Annotated in this window: 17 protein-coding genes; 4 read left to right on the top strand and 13 right to left on the bottom strand. The window is 68.7% G+C overall.

Annotation, left to right across the window (positions count from 1 at the left end; all coding sequences use genetic code 11):
• Nucleotides 1–26: 26 nt before the first annotated feature.
• Entirely contained in the window at nt 27–845 is an 819-nt protein-coding gene (locus AOM45_RS38820; protein WP_030472721.1) for an SAM-dependent methyltransferase, read from the bottom strand.
• Between the two features lie 181 nt (nt 846–1,026).
• Here AOM45_RS38820 and AOM45_RS38815 point away from each other — a divergent pair, with 181 nt between their 5' ends.
• From AOM45_RS38815 to AOM45_RS38805, 3 genes are read left to right on the top strand one after another with little or no spacing between them, the layout of a single operon-like run.
• Complete coding sequence (locus AOM45_RS38815) at nt 1,027–2,340, top strand: cytochrome P450 (RefSeq protein ID WP_030472722.1); 1,314 nt, start codon at nt 1,027–1,029, stop codon at nt 2,338–2,340.
• Nucleotides 2,341–2,358: 18 nt separating this feature from the next.
• Entirely contained in the window at nt 2,359–3,348 is a 990-nt protein-coding gene (locus AOM45_RS38810; protein WP_030472723.1) for an alpha/beta hydrolase, read from the top strand.
• Nucleotides 3,349–3,361: 13 nt separating this feature from the next.
• Nucleotides 3,362–3,679 (top strand): MGMT family protein, encoded by a 318-nt coding sequence (locus AOM45_RS38805; RefSeq protein WP_030472724.1) that lies wholly within the window; start codon nt 3,362–3,364, stop codon nt 3,677–3,679.
• 339 nt (nt 3,680–4,018) lie between these two features.
• Here the strand turns inward: AOM45_RS38805 and AOM45_RS38800 are convergent, their stop codons facing one another.
• From AOM45_RS38800 to AOM45_RS38750, 11 genes are all read right to left on the bottom strand, one after another.
• On the bottom strand, nt 4,019–4,678 hold the full coding sequence (locus tag AOM45_RS38800) for a sirohydrochlorin chelatase (RefSeq protein ID WP_030472725.1): 660 nt from the start codon (nt 4,676–4,678) through the stop codon (nt 4,019–4,021).
• A complete protein-coding gene (locus AOM45_RS38795; protein ID WP_030472726.1) occupies nt 4,675–5,769 on the bottom strand; it encodes a uroporphyrinogen-III synthase in 1,095 nt (364 codons plus the stop codon). The genes AOM45_RS38800 and AOM45_RS38795 overlap by 4 nt, the downstream gene beginning before the upstream one ends.
• The gene (gene nirD, locus AOM45_RS38790; RefSeq protein ID WP_030472727.1) at nt 5,766–6,080 is read right to left on the bottom strand and encodes a nitrite reductase small subunit NirD; all 315 of its coding nucleotides are present in this window, start codon (nt 6,078–6,080) and stop codon (nt 5,766–5,768) included. The genes AOM45_RS38795 and nirD overlap by 4 nt, the downstream gene beginning before the upstream one ends.
• Nucleotides 6,077–8,533: a nitrite reductase large subunit NirB gene (gene nirB / locus AOM45_RS38785; protein WP_030472728.1), complete on the bottom strand. Its 2,457-nt coding sequence runs from the start codon at nt 8,531–8,533 to the stop codon at nt 6,077–6,079. The genes nirD and nirB overlap by 4 nt, the downstream gene beginning before the upstream one ends.
• Nucleotides 8,534–8,647: 114 nt before the next feature.
• A complete protein-coding gene (locus tag AOM45_RS38780; RefSeq protein ID WP_051784589.1) occupies nt 8,648–9,952 on the bottom strand; it encodes an MFS transporter in 1,305 nt (434 codons plus the stop codon).
• A 100-nt stretch (nt 9,953–10,052) separates the two neighbouring features.
• Complete coding sequence (locus AOM45_RS38775; protein ID WP_030472730.1) at nt 10,053–11,555, bottom strand: FAD-dependent oxidoreductase; 1,503 nt, start codon at nt 11,553–11,555, stop codon at nt 10,053–10,055.
• The gene (locus tag AOM45_RS38770; protein ID WP_051784590.1) at nt 11,552–13,471 is read right to left on the bottom strand and encodes a molybdopterin oxidoreductase family protein; all 1,920 of its coding nucleotides are present in this window, start codon (nt 13,469–13,471) and stop codon (nt 11,552–11,554) included. The genes AOM45_RS38775 and AOM45_RS38770 overlap by 4 nt, the downstream gene beginning before the upstream one ends.
• A gap of 105 nt (nt 13,472–13,576) precedes the next feature.
• Complete coding sequence (locus tag AOM45_RS38765) at nt 13,577–14,374, bottom strand: TIGR02569 family protein (protein ID WP_081902690.1); 798 nt, start codon at nt 14,372–14,374, stop codon at nt 13,577–13,579.
• 89 nt (nt 14,375–14,463) lie between these two features.
• Nucleotides 14,464–15,636, bottom strand: coding sequence for an adenylyltransferase/sulfurtransferase MoeZ (moeZ, locus tag AOM45_RS38760; RefSeq protein WP_030472733.1), 1,173 nt, complete (start codon nt 15,634–15,636; stop codon nt 14,464–14,466).
• A gap of 82 nt (nt 15,637–15,718) precedes the next feature.
• On the bottom strand, nt 15,719–16,711 hold the full coding sequence (locus AOM45_RS38755; RefSeq protein WP_035913363.1) for a DUF3152 domain-containing protein: 993 nt from the start codon (nt 16,709–16,711) through the stop codon (nt 15,719–15,721).
• 40 nt (nt 16,712–16,751) lie between these two features.
• Nucleotides 16,752–17,705: an alpha/beta fold hydrolase gene (locus AOM45_RS38750; RefSeq protein WP_030472735.1), complete on the bottom strand. Its 954-nt coding sequence runs from the start codon at nt 17,703–17,705 to the stop codon at nt 16,752–16,754.
• Between the two features lie 127 nt (nt 17,706–17,832).
• On the opposite strand from AOM45_RS38750, the gene AOM45_RS38745 reads away from it, so the two are divergent.
• Complete coding sequence (locus tag AOM45_RS38745) at nt 17,833–18,462, top strand: TetR/AcrR family transcriptional regulator (RefSeq protein ID WP_030472736.1); 630 nt, start codon at nt 17,833–17,835, stop codon at nt 18,460–18,462.
• Nucleotides 18,463–18,524: 62 nt separating this feature from the next.
• Here the strand turns inward: AOM45_RS38745 and AOM45_RS38740 are convergent.
• On the bottom strand, nt 18,525–19,179 hold a 655-nt coding region (locus AOM45_RS38740), incomplete at its 5' end, for an IS3 family transposase (RefSeq protein ID WP_059362924.1).

The raw sequence follows: 19,179 nt of genomic DNA, 5'->3' as shown, positions 1-19,179 counted from the left end.
TGAACCTCCGACACTACTGTGTGGTTTTATCCCTTACGACCGACCCCGGCGTAGAGGAACATGTTCATGGACGCCTCGTCCGCGAAGTCGCCCGGACCGTCCGGCCGCCACTCCCCGCAGCCGACGAGGCCCGGTTCGACCAGTTCGAACCCGTCGAACAACGCGCTGACCTGCTCGTGCGTGCGCATGTGCATCTGGTCGGCGCTCTTGCTGCGGTTCACGACGTCGGCGGCCTGGTCGACCTTCTCGTCGATCTGGTCCTTGGCCACGTGCGTCATCACGATGAAGCTGCCGGCGGGCAGCGCGTCCCGGTAGTGCGCGACGAGCTTCTCGGGGCTGTCCTCGTCCGGCACCCAGTGCAGCATGAGCAGCATCAACAGCCCGATCGGCTCGTCGAAGCGCAGCAGCTGCCTCACGTCGGGGCTCGCCAGCACGGCCTCCGGATCGCGCATGTCCGCCTGGACGATGGCGGCGTTGTCGTTGCCGGAGAGCATCAACTGGCTGTGCGCGACGGCGACGGGATCCTTGTCGACGTAGACGATCCGGGCCGCCGGGTCGCGGTCCTGCGCCACCTCGTGCACGTTCGCGACGGTCGGGATGCCCGAACCGATGTCGAGGAACTGGCGAACTCCCTGGTCCATCAGGAAGTTCACCGCGCGGCCGAGGAACCGGCGGTTGAGCCTCGCGACGCTGGGCAGGCCCGGCACGAGCTTCTCGATCTGGGAGCCGACCTGGCGATCGGCGGCGAAGTTGTGGGCGCCGCCGAGGATGTAGTCGTAGACGCGGGCCATGCTCGGCACGGTGGTGTCGATGCCGAGCGGCACCCAGTCCTGGGTCTCTGCCACGGGAAGCACCTCTTCGGTTTTCGTGGCGATCGGGGGAAGACGCACGAGCTTAGTCACCCGAGAGGCGTGCACACTGAACCAACAGAGTGATGCGGAACCACCCGATCAGGCACTGTCGTCTTCCCCCAAACGGCTCCTAGGGTGGTCCGTCCCCATTCGGCCCAACTCCCCAGGAGTCCGAATGCCCGTCCCGGTGGCTCCCAGCCGCTGGCCGTTACTCGGGCACACCCCGGCGATGCTCACCCGGCGCGCCGGGTTCACCGACGCGTTGCACGAGCACGGTGACGTGGTGCGCCTCGACCTCGGTCCGTTGCGCGCGTACTTCGTCACCAGTCCGGCGCTGACCCACGAAGTTCTTGTCTCCCAAGGCTCCAAGTTCCGCAAGGGCGCGATGTTCGACAAGTTCCAGCCGTACCTGGGGACGGGACTGCTGCTGTCGAACGGCGAGTACCACCTGCGACAGCGCCGGATGATGCAACCGGCGTTCCATCGGGAACGGATCCAAGCGTATGCCTCGACGATGGCTCGTGCTGCTTCTGCGCTGGTTGAGAGGTGGCAGCCCGGCGAGATCCGCGTCATCGAGAACGACATGCAGGAGCTCGCGGTCACCATCGTCGGCGAGGCGCTCTTCTCGGCGGAGATGGGAGAACGCGCGGTCGCGGAGGTCCGCCGCTCGATCTTCACGGTGATCCAGCAGGGCATGATCCGCGCGCTGTCCCCGTCGTTCGTCGAGAAGCTCCCGCTGCCGGGCAACCGGGAGTTCGACGCCGCGATCGCCCGCATGAAAGCCGTTGTGCTGCAACTGATCGAGAGCTGGCGCGCGGACGGCACCGACCACGGCGACGTGCTGTCGATGCTGCTGCTGGCGCAGGACGACGGCGTCGGAATGACGGACCAGCAGGTCTACGACGAGGTCCTGACGCTGCTGACCGCCGGCATCGAGACCACCGCGATCGCACTGGCCTGGGCGCTGTACGAGGTGGGTCTGAACCCCGAGATCGAACGCCGATTACACGAGGAGGTCGACTCGGTGGTCGGCGACCGCCAGGTCACGTTCGCCGACGTGAGCTCGTTGACCTACACCGCCCAGGTCGTGCAGGAAACCTTGCGGAAGTACCCGATCTGGTTCGTGATGCGCCGAACCCTCGTCGAAGTGCAGCTGGGCGACGTCTCGTTGCCGGCGGGCACCGAGGTGATCGTGAGCCCGCACGCGCTGCACCACGACCCGCGCTTCTACCCGGACCCGGACCGCTTCTCGCCCAACCGCTGGACGCCCGAGTTCACCGCCTCCCTCCCGCGCGGCGCGTACGTCCCGTTCGGCGGCGGCACCCGCCAGTGCCTGGGCAACACCTTCGCCCACACGGAGATCGTCATCACCCTCGCGACCGTCGCGAGGCGCTGGCGACTCGTCCCCACCCGTCCGGCGCGCGTGAAGTTCACGTCCGCCCCGTACCCGGACGGCTTGCTGATGAAGACCGTCCCCCGCACCAACTAAGTTGGAGGTCGTTCCACCATGCGTTTCCGCAGGCTGTGCGCCGCGGCTCTGCTGGCAACCGGAACCCTGCTAGCTCCGCTGCCCGCCTCCGCCGCCGTTTCCTGCCAGAACGTCAGCTACCCCGTCCGAATCGGCCTCACCCCGCTGGTGACGTCGCTGGAGACCATGGCCGGCAGGCTGTGCGTCCCCGACGGCGCCACCACCGTCCAGGTCCTGATCCCCGGCGGCACCTACGACAGGACGTACTGGGACGTCGGCTTCGAACCCTCGACCCACTCGTTCACCCAGGCCCAGAACAACGCGGGCTTCGCCACCCTGGCCCTGGACCGCCTGGGCACCGGCCTGAGCTCCAAGCCCCTGAGCACGTTCGTCACCGCCTCAACCCAGGCGAGCGCGGCCCACCAGGTCATCGCGACGCTGAAACCCCGCTTCTCCAAGGTGATCGTCGCCGGCCACTCCATCGGCTCGGCGATGGCCATGATCGAAGCGGGCACCTACCGCGACGTGGACGGCGTCCTGGTCACCGGCTTCACGCACAAGATGAACTACATCACCGTCGTCCCGGTGCTGGCCAACATGATCCCGGCAGGCCTCGACGCGGGCTACCTGACGACGATGCCGGACACCCGCTACAACGCGTTCCACAAACCGGGCCCGCTGGTCCCCGGCGCGATCTCGTTCGACGAGTCCACGAAGGACGTCTTCGCCGCAACAGAAGCCGTGGACACCATCCTCCTCGACACGGTGATCATCCCGATCTCCCGCAACATCACCGTTCCCGTCCTCATCGTGGTCGGCAACGACACGCACTTCTGCAGCGCGGGCCTCCCGCTGATGGGCAGCGACTGCTCCTCCCCGGAGGCCCTGAAGGCCGACGAGGGCCAGTTCTTCCCGTCCGTGCCGCGCTTGGACACCTACGTCCTGAACGGCTACGGCCACTCCATCAACTACGCGCCGAACGCCCCGGACTACCACGCCGTGGTCACCTCCTGGGCCAACGGCATCTAGCTAGACTCGGGGGATGGACGAAGAGATCCACGAGCGAGTCCGCGACACCATCAAATCCATCCCCCGCGGACGTGTCGCCACGTACGGCGACATCGCAGATCTCGCCAAGGCCCCGTCGCCACGGCTGGTCGGCCGCATCCTCAACGAGGACGGCCACGACCTGCCGTGGCAACGCGTCCTCAAGGCCGACGGCACGTGCGCTCCCCATCTCCGCGACACCCAGCTCCAGATGCTGCACGAGGAGGGGGTGCCGAACCTGGACGGCAAGGTGAACCTGCGCGAGTACCGGTGGGAGGACGCGCGCAAGGAGGAGGAGCAAGGCCTCTGGTAACCGCTGACGCGCCACGCGCGGGGAGGGCGGCGCATCAAGGCACGCCGACCCGGCAAGACGACACGGTGATCACGCGAGACGACCCGCAAAGGTGACCACTCGCGCCGCAACGCAGGCGACGGCGAAGCCGAGCACCCCTACAGGCGCGATGGCGAAGCCGAGCCGGACAGGGCTATGCGTCATCGGGCAAGCGGTAATGACGCAACCAAAGCTCGTCAGGACCTGCGCGCCCACCTACGCAAGGCGACACGACCGCACAGGTGACCACTCCGCTGGAACCCGCGCCGAACCACCCCAGGCCGACCCGCGCACGCCCCAACGCAAGCCGACCCGCAACACTCACGCAGATTGCAACAACACAGCCCGAGCCTCGTAATACCTGCGCAGCAACACATCGACCACCAGAGGATGCGCCCCGATCGGTGCCGAAACCACATCCGCACCGCACTCGGCCAGCGACCCGTGGAACACCCCGGGTGCCAGGAGCCACGAGGCGACGGCGACCCGACGCCCCCGCATCCCGCGCCGTTCCCGAACCTCAGCCACGACATCAGGCACACGCGGCGTAGCAGTGGCCACGTACCCGACCGCCGAAGCCCCCAACAGTCCAGCAGCCCGCCGAACATCCGCCAGAGCGCGAGCATCGGACGAGCCCGCCGCGGCGAGCACCACTGCGTCGCCGCGGCGGAAACCTGCTTCCCGCAACCGATCCCGGACCGCCGCCACAGCGTCCACACCCAACGGCGGCGTCACCACGACATCGGGACGCGACCCGATCTGCTGCGGGATGTCAACACGAACGTGGTACCCAGCAGCCAAAAAGGCGGGAACCACCACAGCCGGACCGTCCACAACGGACCGCACGTCCGGCTGCCGCACATCGGCGTAGGCGACCTCGACCGGAACGTCCACCGACGAACGCGCCAGCGAAGCGATCTCTTCACACACCACGGCACCGCGAGGATCACGCGTGCCGTGGAAGGCCAGTACAAGCTTCATGCGGGCTCCATGGCGAGTCGATATCCGCGCTTCACAACCGTGCGCACCATCTGCGGCGAACCCAGCGCCGTCCGCAGCCTGCCGATCGCCGTCTCGACCGCGTGCTCCTCACCGCCGGAAGGCAAGGCCGCCAACAGGTCCTGGCGCGACACGACACGTCCGCGCGCCGCCACCAGAGTCCGCAGCACGGCCATCGGGGCCGGGGCGACGCGACGCAGCTCGCCGTCGATCACCACAGCCTGCGCCCGCATCTCCATGTCCTTGGACGCGATGCGCAACCGGGTGGCGCGCGCAGGCAGCTCCAGCGCCAGCTCCCGTGCCATCGAACCGATCCGGGCCCGTGCGGGCTGCACGACCGGGATGCCCGCGGCCACCAGCGGGCCCGCGGTGATGGCGCCGACGCCGACCACGAGAACGTCACGCCGCAGGGCCGACACCAGGTCGGCGTACCGGTCGCCTGCCTCGCGCAGCACCGAGGTGGCCGCCGGGGCGCTCGTGAACGTCAGCGCGTCCACCTGGCCCGCCAGCACCGCGTCCAGCAGCCGGTGCAACGGGCCGGTGTCCGCGGGCGGCATCCAGCGGTAGACCGGGATCTCGACCACGTCGGCGCCGGCCGCGATCAGGGTGTTCACGAAGTCCGGCAACGGTTCGCCGTGCAGCTGGATCGCGACCCGCTTGCCGGACACGCCCATCCGCAGCAGGTACTGCAGCAGCTCGGCGTTCGACTCCGACGACGGCGACCAGGTCTCCACCAGGCCCGCCGCTCGCACCGCGCCCTTCGCCTTCGGGCCGCGGGGCAGCACCACGGCGTTCTCCAGCGCGCGGTGCAGGCGGCCTGCCAGGCCCCACCCCTCCGCGGCCTCGAACCAGCCGCGGAACCCGATCCCGGTGGTGGCGACCACCACGTCGACCGGTGCGGACACCAGTTGCTGGGTCGCCTGGTGCAGTTCGGCGTCGTCGGGCAACGGCACTATCCGGATGGCCGGGCCGTGGATGACGGTGGCGCCCTTGCGTTCCAGCAGGGCGCCGAACTCGTCGGCGCGGCGGGCCGCGGTCACACCGATCGTGAAGCCCGCCAGCGGTCCGGTCATGTCAGCTCCACGACACCGTCACGCACGCGCACGCCATGCACGGCAACCGAAACCTCGGGTTCGTCCAGGCACTTGCCGGTCGCGAGCTCGAACGCCTGCTTGTAGACCGGCGACACGACGACCGGAACGCCACCGCGGTCGCCCACGATGCCGCGCGACAGCACCGCGGCGCCGCTGAACGGGTCGATGTTGTCCAACGCGTGCAGGGAACCGTCCGCGGTCAGGAACACCGCGACCTGTGTGCCGTCGGGCAGCAACGCCGCGACGCCCTGTTCCGGACGCAACACCTCGAAGTCACAGACAACGGTCACCTGACGACCTCCGGAATGCCGAGCTGGACGGGGACGCGCTGACCACGCTCAGCGCGGAACGAGATCGTGGGGTCGGGCGTGCCCGGCGCGTTGACGAACGACGTGAACCGCGCGAGCTTCTCCGGGTCTTCGAGCACACCGCGCCACTCGTCGGCGTAGTCGTCGACGTGTGCCGCCATGGCCGCTTCCAGGTCGTCGCAGATGCCGAGCTTGTCGTCGACCACGACCTCGCGCAGGTGGTCGAGCCCGCCGTCGAGCCCTTCCAGCCACGCCGAGGTGCGCTGCAACCGGTCCGCCGTGCGGATGTAGAACATCAGGAACCGGTCGATGACCTTGATCAGCGTCTCGGTGTCCACATCGGACACGAGCAGGTCCGCGTGGCGCGGCGTGAAGCCGCCGTTGCCGCCCACGTAGAGGTTCCAGCCGTTCTCGGTGGCGATCACACCGAAGTCCTTGCCGCGGGCCTCGGCGCACTCACGCGCACAACCCGACACCGCCGACTTGAGCTTGTGCGGCGAACGCAGGCCTCGATAGCGCAGTTCCAGCTCGATCGCGAGACCGACGGAGTCCTGCACACCGTAACGGCACCAGGTCGTGCCGACGCAGGACTTCACCGTGCGCAACGCCTTGCCGTACGCGTGACCAGACTCGAAGCCCGCGTCCACGAGCCGGCGCCAGATCTGCGGCAGCTGGTCGACGGTCGCGCCGAACAGGTCGATGCGCTGACCACCGGTGATCTTCGTGTAGAGCCCGAAGTCACGCGCCACCTCACCGATGACGATCAGCTTCTCCGGCGTGATCTCACCGCCGGGAATGCGCGGCACGACCGAGTACGTGCCGTTGCGCTGCAGGTTCGCCAAGAACCTGTCGTTGGTGTCCTGCAACGAGACCTGCGCCTCGCCGAGGATGTGCCCGTTGTTCAGCGACGCCAGGATCGAGGCCACGGCGGGCTTGCAGATGTCGCAGCCACGCCCGGTGCCGTGCTTCTCGACCAACGCCGTGAACGTGGTGATCCGAGTCGCACGGACGATCTCGAACAGCTCCGCCCGCGAGTACGTGAAGTGCTCGCACAGCGCCTTGGACTGCTCGACACCGCAGTCGGTCAGCAGCTTCTTCAGCATCGGCACGCACGAACCGCAGCCCGTGCCCGCCTTGGTGCACGCCTTCAGCTCGGCGACGTCGCACGCCACACCGGACTGGATGGCGTCGGTGATCGTCTGCTTGGTGACGGCGTGGCAGGAGCAGACCTGCGCGTCGGCGGGCATCTCCACGTCGACGGCGCCGCCGGGCTGCAGCAGCGCGGCGGGAACTTCCTTGCCCACCAACGGCCGCAGCGACAGGTACGACGAGGCGTCACCGACGAGCACACCACCCAGCAGGGTCTTCGCGTCGTCCGACACCACGAGCTTGCTGTACGTGCCCGCGACGGCGTTGTTCACGACGACTTCCAGCGCACCCTCGGTGGTCGCGTGCGCGTCACCGAACGACGCCACGTCCACACCGAGCAGCTTCAGCTTCGTCGACAGGTCCGCGCCGGGGAACACCTTGGCGCCACCGGAGAGCTGGTCCGCGACGACCTCGGCCATCGAGTAACCGGGAGCCACGAGCCCGTAGGTCACACCTTCGACCGCAGCGCACTCACCGATCGCGTACACGCGCGGGTCGGCGGTCCTGCAGGCGGCGTCGACCAGGTACCCGCCGCGCGGGCCCAGTTCCAGCCCCAGATCGAGGTCCGTGCGCGGCCTGATGCCCGCGCTGAACACCACGACGTCGAGGTCGAGCTCGAGACCGTTCGCCAGCTTGGCGATCAACCGCGAACCGTCGCGCTCGATCGAGGACGCGGAGGTGCCGGTGTGCACGGTCAGGTCGAGCTTCTCGACCAGCCGCTTCAGCAGCCCCGCACCGCCTTCGTCGACCTGGATCGGCATCAGCCGCGGCGCCAGCTCCACGACGTGCGGCGACACTCCCATGCCGCGCAACGCGTTGGCGGCCTCCAGGCCGAGCAGACCACCGCCGAGCACCATGCCGGAGTGCCGGCCGGGCCGGTCGGCGGCCTTCACCGTCGCACGGATGTCATCGAGGTCGTCGATCGTCCGGTAGACGTGACATCCGGGCAGGTCGCGGCCGGGCACCGGCGGCACGAACGGCACGGAACCGGTGGCGAGCACCAGCGCGTCGTACGTCACCTCGATGCCGGACGCGCCCACCACGACACGACGTTCCCGGTCGACCGACACCGCCTTCTCACCGAGACGGAGCTCGCAGCCCGTCAGCGGCGGCAGTTCCAGCTCGGCAGAGCTCCACGTGTCCACATAGGACGAGAGCGCCACCCGGTCGTACGCCGGGCGCGCCTCCTCGCCGAAAACCACGATCCGCCAGGACGAGTCACGAAGGATCTCGACGAGCCGGTGGCCGACCATGCCGTTACCGATCACGACCAGGGTCTGAGTCATCGGGCATCTCCTCCTTCCGCCCAGTTATGCTCACCGGGCGGCGTGTCATCCCAAGGTCCGCGATATTTCGCGGGTGTTAAAGGAAACTCTCGCCGCAGCTCAGAGCGGTGTGCGTCACACGCCCGCGTAGGCGAGCGACGGACGCGTCGCGAACACGGTGCGCCGCAGGTAGAACCACCACGTCGTGACCAGGCAGAGCGCGTAGAAGACCAGGATCGCGGTCAGAGCGGGCGTCAGCGTCTTCGAACCCTCCAGCGAGAACTTGAAGACCAGGTTCACCAGCACACCGCCGGCCGCGCCGATCGCACCCGCGATGCCGACCACCGCGGCGGCCTGCCGCTTGGCCGACTTGTCGTCGTCGGACTGCGTCTTGAAGATCGCCGGGATCATCCGGTACGTCGAGCCGTTGCCGACGCCCGCGAGGATGAACAGCGCGATGAACGAGGTGAAGAACAGCGGGAAGCTCTTCATCTCCACGCTGGCCATGACACCGATCGTGCCGACGCCCAGCCCGATGAACGTGGCGAGCGTCACCTTGGCGCCGCCGATGCGGTCCGCGAGCCATCCGCCGGCCGGACGGGCGATCGAGCCGATCAGCGCGCCGAGGAACGCGAGCGCCACCCAGCTCTTGTACTCCACGAAACTGATCTTGATCAGCGACGGGAACGCGAACGAGTAGCCGATGAACGAGCCGAACGTGCCGATGTACAGGAACGACATCACCCACGTGTGCTTGTTCGACAGCGCCAGCTTGTACGACGTGCCGTCCGGCTTGGCCTGCGTGAGGCTGTCCATGAAGAACCACGCGAGGGCGGTGGCGAGCACGATGAACGGCATCCAGATCAGCGCCGCGTAGGCGAGGTGGATCCCGGTCCCGATGGTGATCACGATCGGCACGATGAGCTGGGTGATCGCGACGCCCAGGTTGCCGCCGGCGGCGTTCATGCCGAGCGCCAGGCCCTTCTTGCCCTCCGGGTAGAAGAACGAGATGTTCGCCATCGACGACGAGAAGTTGCCGCCACCGAGGCCCATCGCGGCCGAGGTGAGCAGGAAGAACCAGTACGGCGTGCCCGGCGTCGTCACCGCGTAGGTGAGCATCGCGGTCGGGATCAGCAGCAGGCCGGCGCTGATCGTCGTCCACAGCCGCCCGCCGAACTTCGGCACCGCGAACGTGTAGGGCACCCGCAGCACGGCGCCGACCAGGTTCGGGACGATCAGCAGCCAGAACTGCTGTCCCACGCTGAAGTTGAAGCCGACCGAGCCGAGGCTGACCACCACGATGCTCATCAGCACCCACACGCTGAACCCGAGGTTCTCCGCGAAGATCGACAACGCGAGGTTCTTGCGGGCGATCTTCTTGCCGGTGCTCTCCCAGAACTCGGGCTTCTCCGGCTCCCAGTGCTCGATCCAGCGGCTCATGTATGTCCTCCACAGCGGTTCGGCGACTGCCGGAAAAGCTAAGAACCTCGGATTACCGAGGCGTTCTGGCCGATGACGGCGGAGGCAACTCCGCCGCACATCACGCGGAGGCGGGTTGTGAGGCTCCGAGCCAGTCGAGCAACCCGCACACAGCGTCCTTGCACCCACCACAGCCCGTGGTCGCCCGGGTCGCTTCCGCCAGCTGCGGCAACGACTCCGCGCCCGAACGCCAGGCCGACACGATCTGTCCCTTGGAGACGGTGTTGCACCGGCAGATCACCGCGCTGGACGGCAGGTCCGCCGGTGACGCCGCCTCCGCGGGAAGCGCACGACCCAGCAACAACGCCAAACGGTCGGTCGGCGCGGGAATGCCCCGGTCGTAGAGCTGCGTGATCGTCGCGGCCGCGTCCGGTGCACCGAGCACGATCGCGCCCGCCACCCTGTCGTCGCGCAGCACGAGCTTGGCGTAGCGACCACGCGAAGGTTCCTGGAAGCACAGGACTTCCGAGTCCGGGCAGTCCACATCGGTGTGCACGTCCCCGAGCGCCGCCAGGTCCACGTCCCGCGCCTTCAACCGCGTGACGACGGACGTGCCGCGGTAACGGGACGCGGGGTTCGCGCCGGTCAGCCGGTCCGCGAGCACGGCGGCCTGGTCCCACGCGGGCTGCACGAGCCCGGAGACCGTGCCGGGGTGCTGAGCGCAGTCACCGATCGCGTGAACGCGCGGGTCGCTGGTGCGCAGCTGGTCGTCCACGACGATGCCGCGGTCGACTTCCAGGCCCGCCTTGACGGCCAGCGACGTCTCGGCACGCACGCCGGCGGACACCACGACCAGTTCAGCGGGAACGTGCGTGCCGTCGTCGAGGATCAGGCCGTCGCCGGGGAGGTACTTGGAGGCGAAGGAGTTCAGGCGGAACTCGATGCCGAGCTGCCCCAGCGTGCGGGCGAGGACGCCGCCGGCACCGGGGTCGAGCTGGCGTTCCATGAGGTGGCCGACGGGGTGGACGACCGTGACCAGGCAGCCGCGTCCGGCCAGGCCACGCGCGGCCTCGATGCCGAGCAGCCCGCCACCGAGCACGACGACAGGCGCCCCCTTGTGAGCCTTCGCCTCGATCTCGGCGCAGTCGTCAAGCGTCCGAAACGCCACCACACCAGCCGCCAGCTTGCCGTCCTCGACCAGCCCTTCGGCCGGCGGCACCCACGGCACACTCCCCGTGGCGAGCACCAGCGCGTCGTACGGAACGGTAACGCGGGCGTCCCCCGTTTCCTCCTGGGCCACGCGGGGCCCCCGCGTGCGCTCAGAGCGAACGAAAGCTCCCCGCGTGCGCTCGATGGTCACCGTGCGTGACGCTCGGTCGATTTCGATGACCTCGTAGCCCAGGCGGAGGTCGACGTTGTGGTCCGCGGCCCACTTCTCGTCGTGCAACCGGGTCGACTCCGGCGTCATGGTCCCGGCGACAACCGTCGACAGCAGCACGCGGTTGTACGCGGCGTGCGGCTCTGCCCCGATGATGGTGATGGAGATGTCCTGGTCACGGCGCCGCAGCTCGTCCGCCAGACGCGCGCCGGCCATGCCGTAACCCACGATCACAACTCGCCTCATGCCCGCTCCAATCGCACCGCGCAGACCTTGAACTCGGGCATCCGGCTCGTCGGATCGAGCGCGGGGTTGGTGAGCAGGTTCGCCCGCCCCTCACCGGGGAAGTGGAACGGCAGGAACACCGCGTCGACGCGCATGCTCGGCACGCACCGCACGGTCGCCGTCACCCTGCCCCTCCTGGACACGACGTGCGCGAGGCCGTTGGGTTCGAGCCCGGCCCGCGACGCCGTGTCGGGGTGCACTTCCACGTACATCTCGGGAACCGCCTTCATCAGCTCGCCGATCCGTCGCGTCTGGGCACCCGACTGGTAGTGCTGCAGGACCCGCCCGGTGGTGGCCTGCAACGGGAACTCCTCGTCCGGCGGCTCTGCCGGACCGCGGTGGTCGACCGGGATGAACTTCGCGAGGCCGTCGGGATGCGCGAACCGGTCGAGGAACAGCCTCGGCGTGCCGGGGTGGTCGACGGACGGCACCGGCCAGTGCAGCTGCTCGGAATCGAGCCGCTCGTAGGTGACGCCCGAGTAGTCGGAAGGACCGCCGGCGGACGCCCTGCGCAGCTCCTCGAAGACTTCCTTCGGTTCGGTCAGGAACTTCTCCGCGCAGCCGAGGCGCGCGGCGAGGCCGTGGATGAGGTGCAGGTCGCTGCGCACGCCCGCCGGAGGGTCGAGTGCCTTGCGGCGCCTGATGATCCGGCCTTCGAGGTTCGTCATCGTGCCGTCTTCCTCGGCCCACTGCGTGACCGGGAACACGACGTCGGCCATCGCGGCGGTCTCGGACATCACGAAGTCCGCCACCACCAACAGGTCCAGCGCCTTCAGCCGGTCCGCGATGCCCGACGCGCGCGGCGCCGACACCACCGGGTTGCTGCCGAACACCAGCATCGCCTTGACGTCGTCGGCGTTCAGCAGCTCGTACGCGCTGCGCCCCACGCCGGGCAGCCAGTCGACGCCCCAGATCTTCATGATGTGCTGCCGTGCCACGGGATCGTCGAGCTTGCGGTAACCGGGCAGCTGGTCGGCCTTCTGCCCGTGCTCGCGCCCGCCCTGGCCGTTGCCCTGGCCCGTCAGGCAGCCGTACCCGGAGCCCGCGCGGCCCGGCAGTCCCAGCGCCAGCGCCAGGTTGATCCACGCGGAGACGTTGTCGGTGCCGGACGCGTGCTGCTCCGTGCCGCGGCCGGTCAGGATGTAGGACCGTCCCGCCAGCATGTGCACCGCGGCGCGCTGGTCGGCGGCGGACACGCCCGTGACGCGTTCGGTGTGCTCCGGCCACCACTGCGCGGCGATGCGCCACGCGTTGTCGAAACCGCTGGTGCGCGAGGAGATGTACTCCTTGTCGATCACGCCCTCGATGACGGCGGTGTGCAGCAGTCCCAGCGCCAGCGCCAGGTCCGTGCCCAGTGCGGGCTGCAGGTGCAGCGTCGCGCGTTCGGCGGTGGGCGTGCGGCGCGGGTCGATGACGATCAGTCGTGCGCCCTCCAGGTGGCGCAGGAACGGCGGCATCGTCTCGGCCGGGTTCGAGCCCGCCAGCAGCACCGTGTCGGCGGACCTGAGATCGGTCAGCGGGAACGGCAGGCCGCGGTCCAGCCCGAACGCCTTGTTGCCCGCCGCGGCGGCCGAGGACATGCAGAACCGGCCGTTGTAGTCGATCTGGGAGGTCTTGAGCGCCACCCTGGCGAACTTCCCCAGCAGGTACGCCTTCTCGTTGGTCAGCCCGCCGCCACCGAACACGGCGACCTCGTCGGGCTCGTACGAACGGATGCGCGCGGCGACGAAGTCGAGTGCCTCGTCCCAGGAAACAGGCTCACCGTGCAGAAGAGGCGTCGTCAGCCGGCCTGGATGACGCAGCAGCTCCCCCGCCGTCCAGCCCTTCTGGCACAGCCCACCGGGACCAGGGGCCACCTGGCCGTCGATGACGCTCATGGAGCACTGCAGCGCGCAGTAGGGGCAATGGGTCACCCCGCTGACGCTAAGAAGCCCCTGTTAACCCGATGCTCCGCAATGTTTCGAACCGGGAAATTGGCCCGCTCACAGCAGTGCCGTCACCTGGTGAGCAGCTCGTTCCAAGCCCGCAAAGGACTGTGATGTTGACAACGGGTGAAGAGCGTGTACCGCGAGGCGGAACAAGATCGCACGGACGAGAACCTGCGTCCACTCGCTCAGGTGGCTCCAGCGCTTGAACAGGCCGGGGTCCGCGCCACCCCACGCGACGGCGTCCACGGCGACCACGGCGGCCGCCCACTCGGCAGGACGCCAGTACGCCGTGAAGTCGATGACGGCCGGCGGGGCGTTGCCCGCGAACAGCACGTTGCCGAAGAGGTCGCCGTGCACGACCTGGGAGGAGAGGGTGAGCGGCTTCTGCACTTCCTTGAGCAGGTCGAACAGCCTGCCACCGAGGTCCGCGTCGAGCGGCACGGTCTCCTCGCCCCACGCCAGGCGGTCGGCGACGGCGAACACGTCCGTGCGGGCGTCCAGGAATCGGGGTTTGGGCAGCTCGGCCGTGGCCTGGTGCAGGCGCTGGGCGACGGAGATGACCTCGTCGTGGCGGGCCTCGGCACGGCCGGCGAGGAACTTGGTGGCCGACCAGCCGCCGACGACGTACCGGCCGTCGGTGGATCTCAACGGTCTGCCGATGCGCAGGTTCGGCACGTCCAGGCCGTCGAGGGTCTTGGCGATCCAGGTGGCCTCGGCGGGCTTGGGCGCGGGCCGGATCGTGGCGTCGCCGCACCGCCACGCAGGGCCACCGTCGATGAGCTCTGGCTCGGCGTCACGTGCCCCGAACGCCGCACGCACGTGCGCTGGGGGCGGTTCGGGGGACCGGGTCACGATCGCGCACGCTACCTGGCTGGGCCGTCCGGGTGGTGGAAGCCGACACGCGGCTTTTTCACTCCACCACCCGGACGGCCCAGTCCGGGTCAGTACGTCGGCAGGCTGGGGTCGACCTCGCGGGCCCAGGCCAGCACGCCGCCACCGACGTGCACGGCGTCCTTGAACCCTGCCTTGTGCAGCGCCGCGAGGGCCTCCGCCGAGCGCGCGCCGGACTTGCAGTGCAGCACCAGCGGCTTGTCCTGCGGCAGCTCGGAGAACGCCTCACCCGAAAGGATCTTGTCCTTCGGGATCAGCACCGAGCCCGGGATCTTCACGATCTCGTACTCGTGCGGCTCGCGGACGTCCACCAGCAGGAAGTCCTCACCGGACTCCTGCTTGTGCTTGAGCTCGAGCGGCGTGATCGTGTTGCCCGCGGCGGCCTGCTGCGCGTCCGTGGACACGACACCGCAGAACGCGTCGTAGTCGATCAGCTCGGTGATCTTCGGCGACTCCGGGTCCTTGCGGATCTTGATGGTCCGGTACGACATCTCCAGCGCGTCGTACACCATCAGACGGCCCAGCAGCGGGTCGCCGATGCCCGTGAGCAGCTTGATCGCCTCGGTGACCATGATCGAGCCGATCGACGCGCACAGCACGCCCAGCACGCCGCCCTCGGCGCACGAGGGGACCATGCCGGGAGGCGGCGGCTCCGGGTAGAGGTCGCGGTAGTTGAGGCCCTGGCCGTTCGGGGCGTCCTCCCAGAAGACGCTGACCTGGCCCTCGAACCGGAAGATCGAGCCCCAGACGTACGGCTTGCCCAGCAGCACCGCGGCGTCGTTCACCAGGTACCGCGTGGCGAAGTTGTCGGTGCCGTCGAGGATCAGGTCGTAGTCGCGGAAGATGTCCAGCGCGTTCTCGGAGTTGAGGTGCGTCTGGTGCAGCACGACCTTGACGAACGGGTTGATCTCGGCGACCGAGTCGCGCGCGGACTCCGCCTTGGGGCGGCCGACGTCGGACTGGCCGTGGATGACCTGACGCTGCAGGTTCGACTCGTCCACGACGTCGAAGTCGACGACGCCGAGCGTGCCGACCCCGGCCGCGGCCAGGTACAGCAGTGCCGGGCTGCCCAGGCCGCCCGCGCCGACGACGAGCACTTTCGCGTTCTTCAGCCGCTTCTGCCCGTCCACCCCGACGTCCGGGATGATCAGGTGACGGCTGTACCGCGCGACTTCTTCCTTGGTCAGCTCCGCGGCTGGCTCAACGAGCGGCGGAAGCGCCATTTGCTCCTCCTCGACGACTGCATGCCTCTGTATCCGAGACAACGTCTACCCTGCCTCGACTCTTCCTTCTTGGAAAGCCGTCTCAGCCAGCGGGAAACGGGTTCGTCTTGCAGACCTTGCCGTCGGCGGGCACGACGTCCTGACCGGCGTTGAGCTGCGAGACGAAGTTGTTCGCCACGCCGAACGTCTGCTGCATCATCACCGGCGCCGGCGCGTCGTTCTCCGGGCACGCGGCGTGGTTGTTGCCCAGCGCGTGGCCGACCTCGTGGTTGATCACGTACGTCCGGTAGCCGGGGATGTCGGACCCGTAGGCCATGGCCCCGCGCACCCAGCGGGCCACGTTGATGACGACCCTCTTGGTCGGCTTGTCGTAGCAGGACGTCTCGAACGGGATCTCCCGGCCGCAGATCGTGTGGGTCGTCTTCGTGGTGGTCAGGCTGATGGTGAAGTCCGGGTTCTGGTTCGCCTCGACCCGCTGCAACGCGACCTGCTTGGTGCCGATCCAGCTGCGCGGGTCGGACAGGATCCCCTCGACGGTCCGCGCGAATGCCGCGTCGTCGTTGTTGTAGTCACCGGGCTGCACGCCGTCCTCGATGGCGATGGCGTACTTGCGGAACGTCCGCGCGTTCCCCTCGCCCACCCTGTTCCCGCCGCCGGCGATCGCCCGCCAGGTGCCGACACCGTTCTCGGAGAACGCCGGTCCGGCCGGCAGCTCGGCGGTGGGAACGTCGAGCTTGGGCTTCTGCCCCTGCACCTCGGACGGCGGCGCCTCCGGCGTGCTGCCCGGCGTCTCGACCGCCGTCGTGCCCGCGCCTCCCAGCGCGGGCGTCTTCGGCTGCACGGTGTCGAGGACCACGAGGGCAGTCAGCACGAGCAGCACCGGGATCGCGTAGATCCGCCACCCGTAGTTGGAGACGAGCTTCTTCACACCACCGCGTCTGCGGGGGCGTCTGAGCTGCGCGGTGCCTTCCGGCTCCCAGGCGGCCGCGAGCGGCTCGGCACTGGTCCGGCGCTCGCCGCGACGGTAGCGGTCAGCAGGCGGAACAGGACGTCCTCGCTCGGGGGCGCGATTCACGTTGCCCAGGGTCCCACATCCCCCGTATGGCCGTCGTTCATCACCATGTGTGTCGATCGACCGCCTCCCACATGCCCAGCACTGCCCGCGCAACGGTCGCGGGCCGCTCCATCTGGGCGACGTGCCCGGTACGGGGAAGCACCAACAGTCGCCCCTTCGGGAGCAGCCGCACCGTCCGGGGACCCTTCCGCACGCTGACGAGCCGGTCGTTCTCTCCCCACAACACCAGCGTGGGCGCCTTGACCAGCGGCAACAGCCTCCACAACGACTTGGGCCCAGGCGTCAGCCAGCTCTGCATGAGCCCAAAGGTGCTGCGGTTGAGCGCGTGCCCGGCCCACTTCTGCCGCGCGCGTTCCTCGTTCTCCTTGATCGACTCCTCGATCCGGTGATCGGGCACCACGCTCGGATCGGCGAAGCAGAGGTCCAGCATCTGCTTGGTCCGCTCGTGCGCCGTCAGCTTCGCGAGCTCCCGCCGCACCTTCGACCCGATGACCGGCAACACGGCAAGCGCCATCCGAGGATCCGACATCCGGTCCAGCCGAGGCCTCAGATCAGGCACGGCCGGACTCACCAGCGTGAGCGTCCGAACCAGATCAGGCCTGGTTGCGGCCGCGATGACGGAGATCGCACCGCCCATCGAGTTCCCGAACAGGTGCACGGGCTCCCCGAGCGTCTCGAGGTACTTGACGACCGTCCGCGCATGCGTGGCCAAGCTGAAGTCGTACCCGGCAACCGGCTCCGACCGCCCGAACCCCGGCAGGTCGATCGAGTACCCGCTGACGTGCTCCCTGAGCTGCGCGGACAGATCCGTCCAGTTGGTGGCCGACCCGCCGAGCCCGTGCACGAACACCGCGGGCGGCCCGTCGCCGGGCGTGACCCGGACGTGCACCTCGTGATCGTCGATTCGGCAAAATTCACCAGGCCACGGCGTCTGCGACTTGTCCAGCGGTGGGAGCGCGACCGTGGACAGCGGGGCGGGGTTCAGCGTGCTCACCAGACCAGGATGCGGGAAAGAACGCCCAGATGGTTCCCGGATGTGGGCTACCAGCGAGTAAGGTTGCGCTCACGCCGCGGTCTGGCAACCCCTCTCCGACGGCCGGAACACTCGTGCTGGAGGCACCATGACGGAGACGGCGCAGAGCGCACCCGCAGGAAGGGGCGTTCGACTGCCGCGCACCGCCCGCCGCGCGCAACTGCTGGCAGCGGCGCAGGACGTGTTCGTCACGAACGGCTACCACGCCGCGGCGATGGACGAGATCGCCGAACGCGCAGGCGTGTCCAAACCGGTGCTCTACCAACACTTCCCCGGCAAACTAGAGCTCTACATGGCTCTGCTCGAGTCCCATGTGGACGAGCTCGTGGGCCGAGTCCGCACGGCGATCGGCTCGACAACGGACAACAAACTCCGAGTCCGCGCCGCGGTGGCCGCCTTCTACGACTTCGTGGACGGCGAGGGCCAGGCCTTCCGCATGGTCTTCGAATCCGACCTGCGCTCCGAACCGGCGGTCCAGCAAGCGGTCGAGCGCGCCACCACGGACTCCGTGGACGCGATCACCGAGACCATCACCGCGGACGCGGGCCTGGACGAGGAACGCGCCCGCCTGCTGGCCGTGGGCCTGGTGGGCCTCTCCCAGGTGACCGCGCGCTCGTGGCTGGCGGACAACCGCCGAGTGCCGAAGGAAGACGCGGTAGCCCTGATCTCGAACCTCGCCTGGCGAGGCATCGGCGGCGGCTTCCCGCTCCAGCACTGACAACGATGAAGGGCGCCTTCATCCTGAACTGGTCCCCGGAAGTTGGACTGGCTAAGTAAAGGTTAGGCCGCGAGGGCCTGGGCTCGGTACTCGACCGGGCTCAGGCCCTTGAGCGTGGTCGAGATACGGGTGGTGTTGTACCAGTCGATGTACTCGTGCAGAGCCACGGTGAACTCCTCGACGGTGTCGAACCTGGTGTGGTGGAACAGTTCTTCCTTCAGATGGCCGAAGAAGTTCTCGGCGATCGAGTTGTCGAGACAGTTGGCGCGCCGTGACATCGACTGGGTCAGGCACGCGTCGGCCAGCAGGGCACGCCAGGAGGCGTGCTGGTACTGGAAGCCCTGGTCGGAGTGCACCAGCGGCGCGGCCCCGGCGGGCAGGGTGGCGATCGCCTCGCGCAGCGAGGAGTTCGTCAGCTCCAGCGTCGGCGAGGGTCCGCAGGAGTAGGCGATGACGGACCGGTCGAACAGGTCGATCACGGGTGACAGGTAGACCTTGCGGTCCCCGATCCGGAACTCGGTCACGTCGGTGACCCACTTCGTGTCCGGAGCCTCGGCGCCGAACTCGCGGTTGAGCACGTTCTCGGCGACCGTGCCGGGCTGCCCGAGCCAGGACCGGTACCGCCGGGGCCGCCGCACTATGCAGACCAGACCCAGCGTGTTCATCAGCGTAAGCACGGTCTTCTTGGCCACCTGCCAGCCTTGGCGGGTCAGCACC

Source organism: Lentzea aerocolonigenes, assembly GCF_000974445.1.
GTDB classification, from domain to species: domain Bacteria; phylum Actinomycetota; class Actinomycetes; order Mycobacteriales; family Pseudonocardiaceae; genus Lentzea; species Lentzea aerocolonigenes.
Note: the sequence above shows the minus strand (reverse complement) of the source record. Positions and strands in the feature narration are given on the sequence as shown.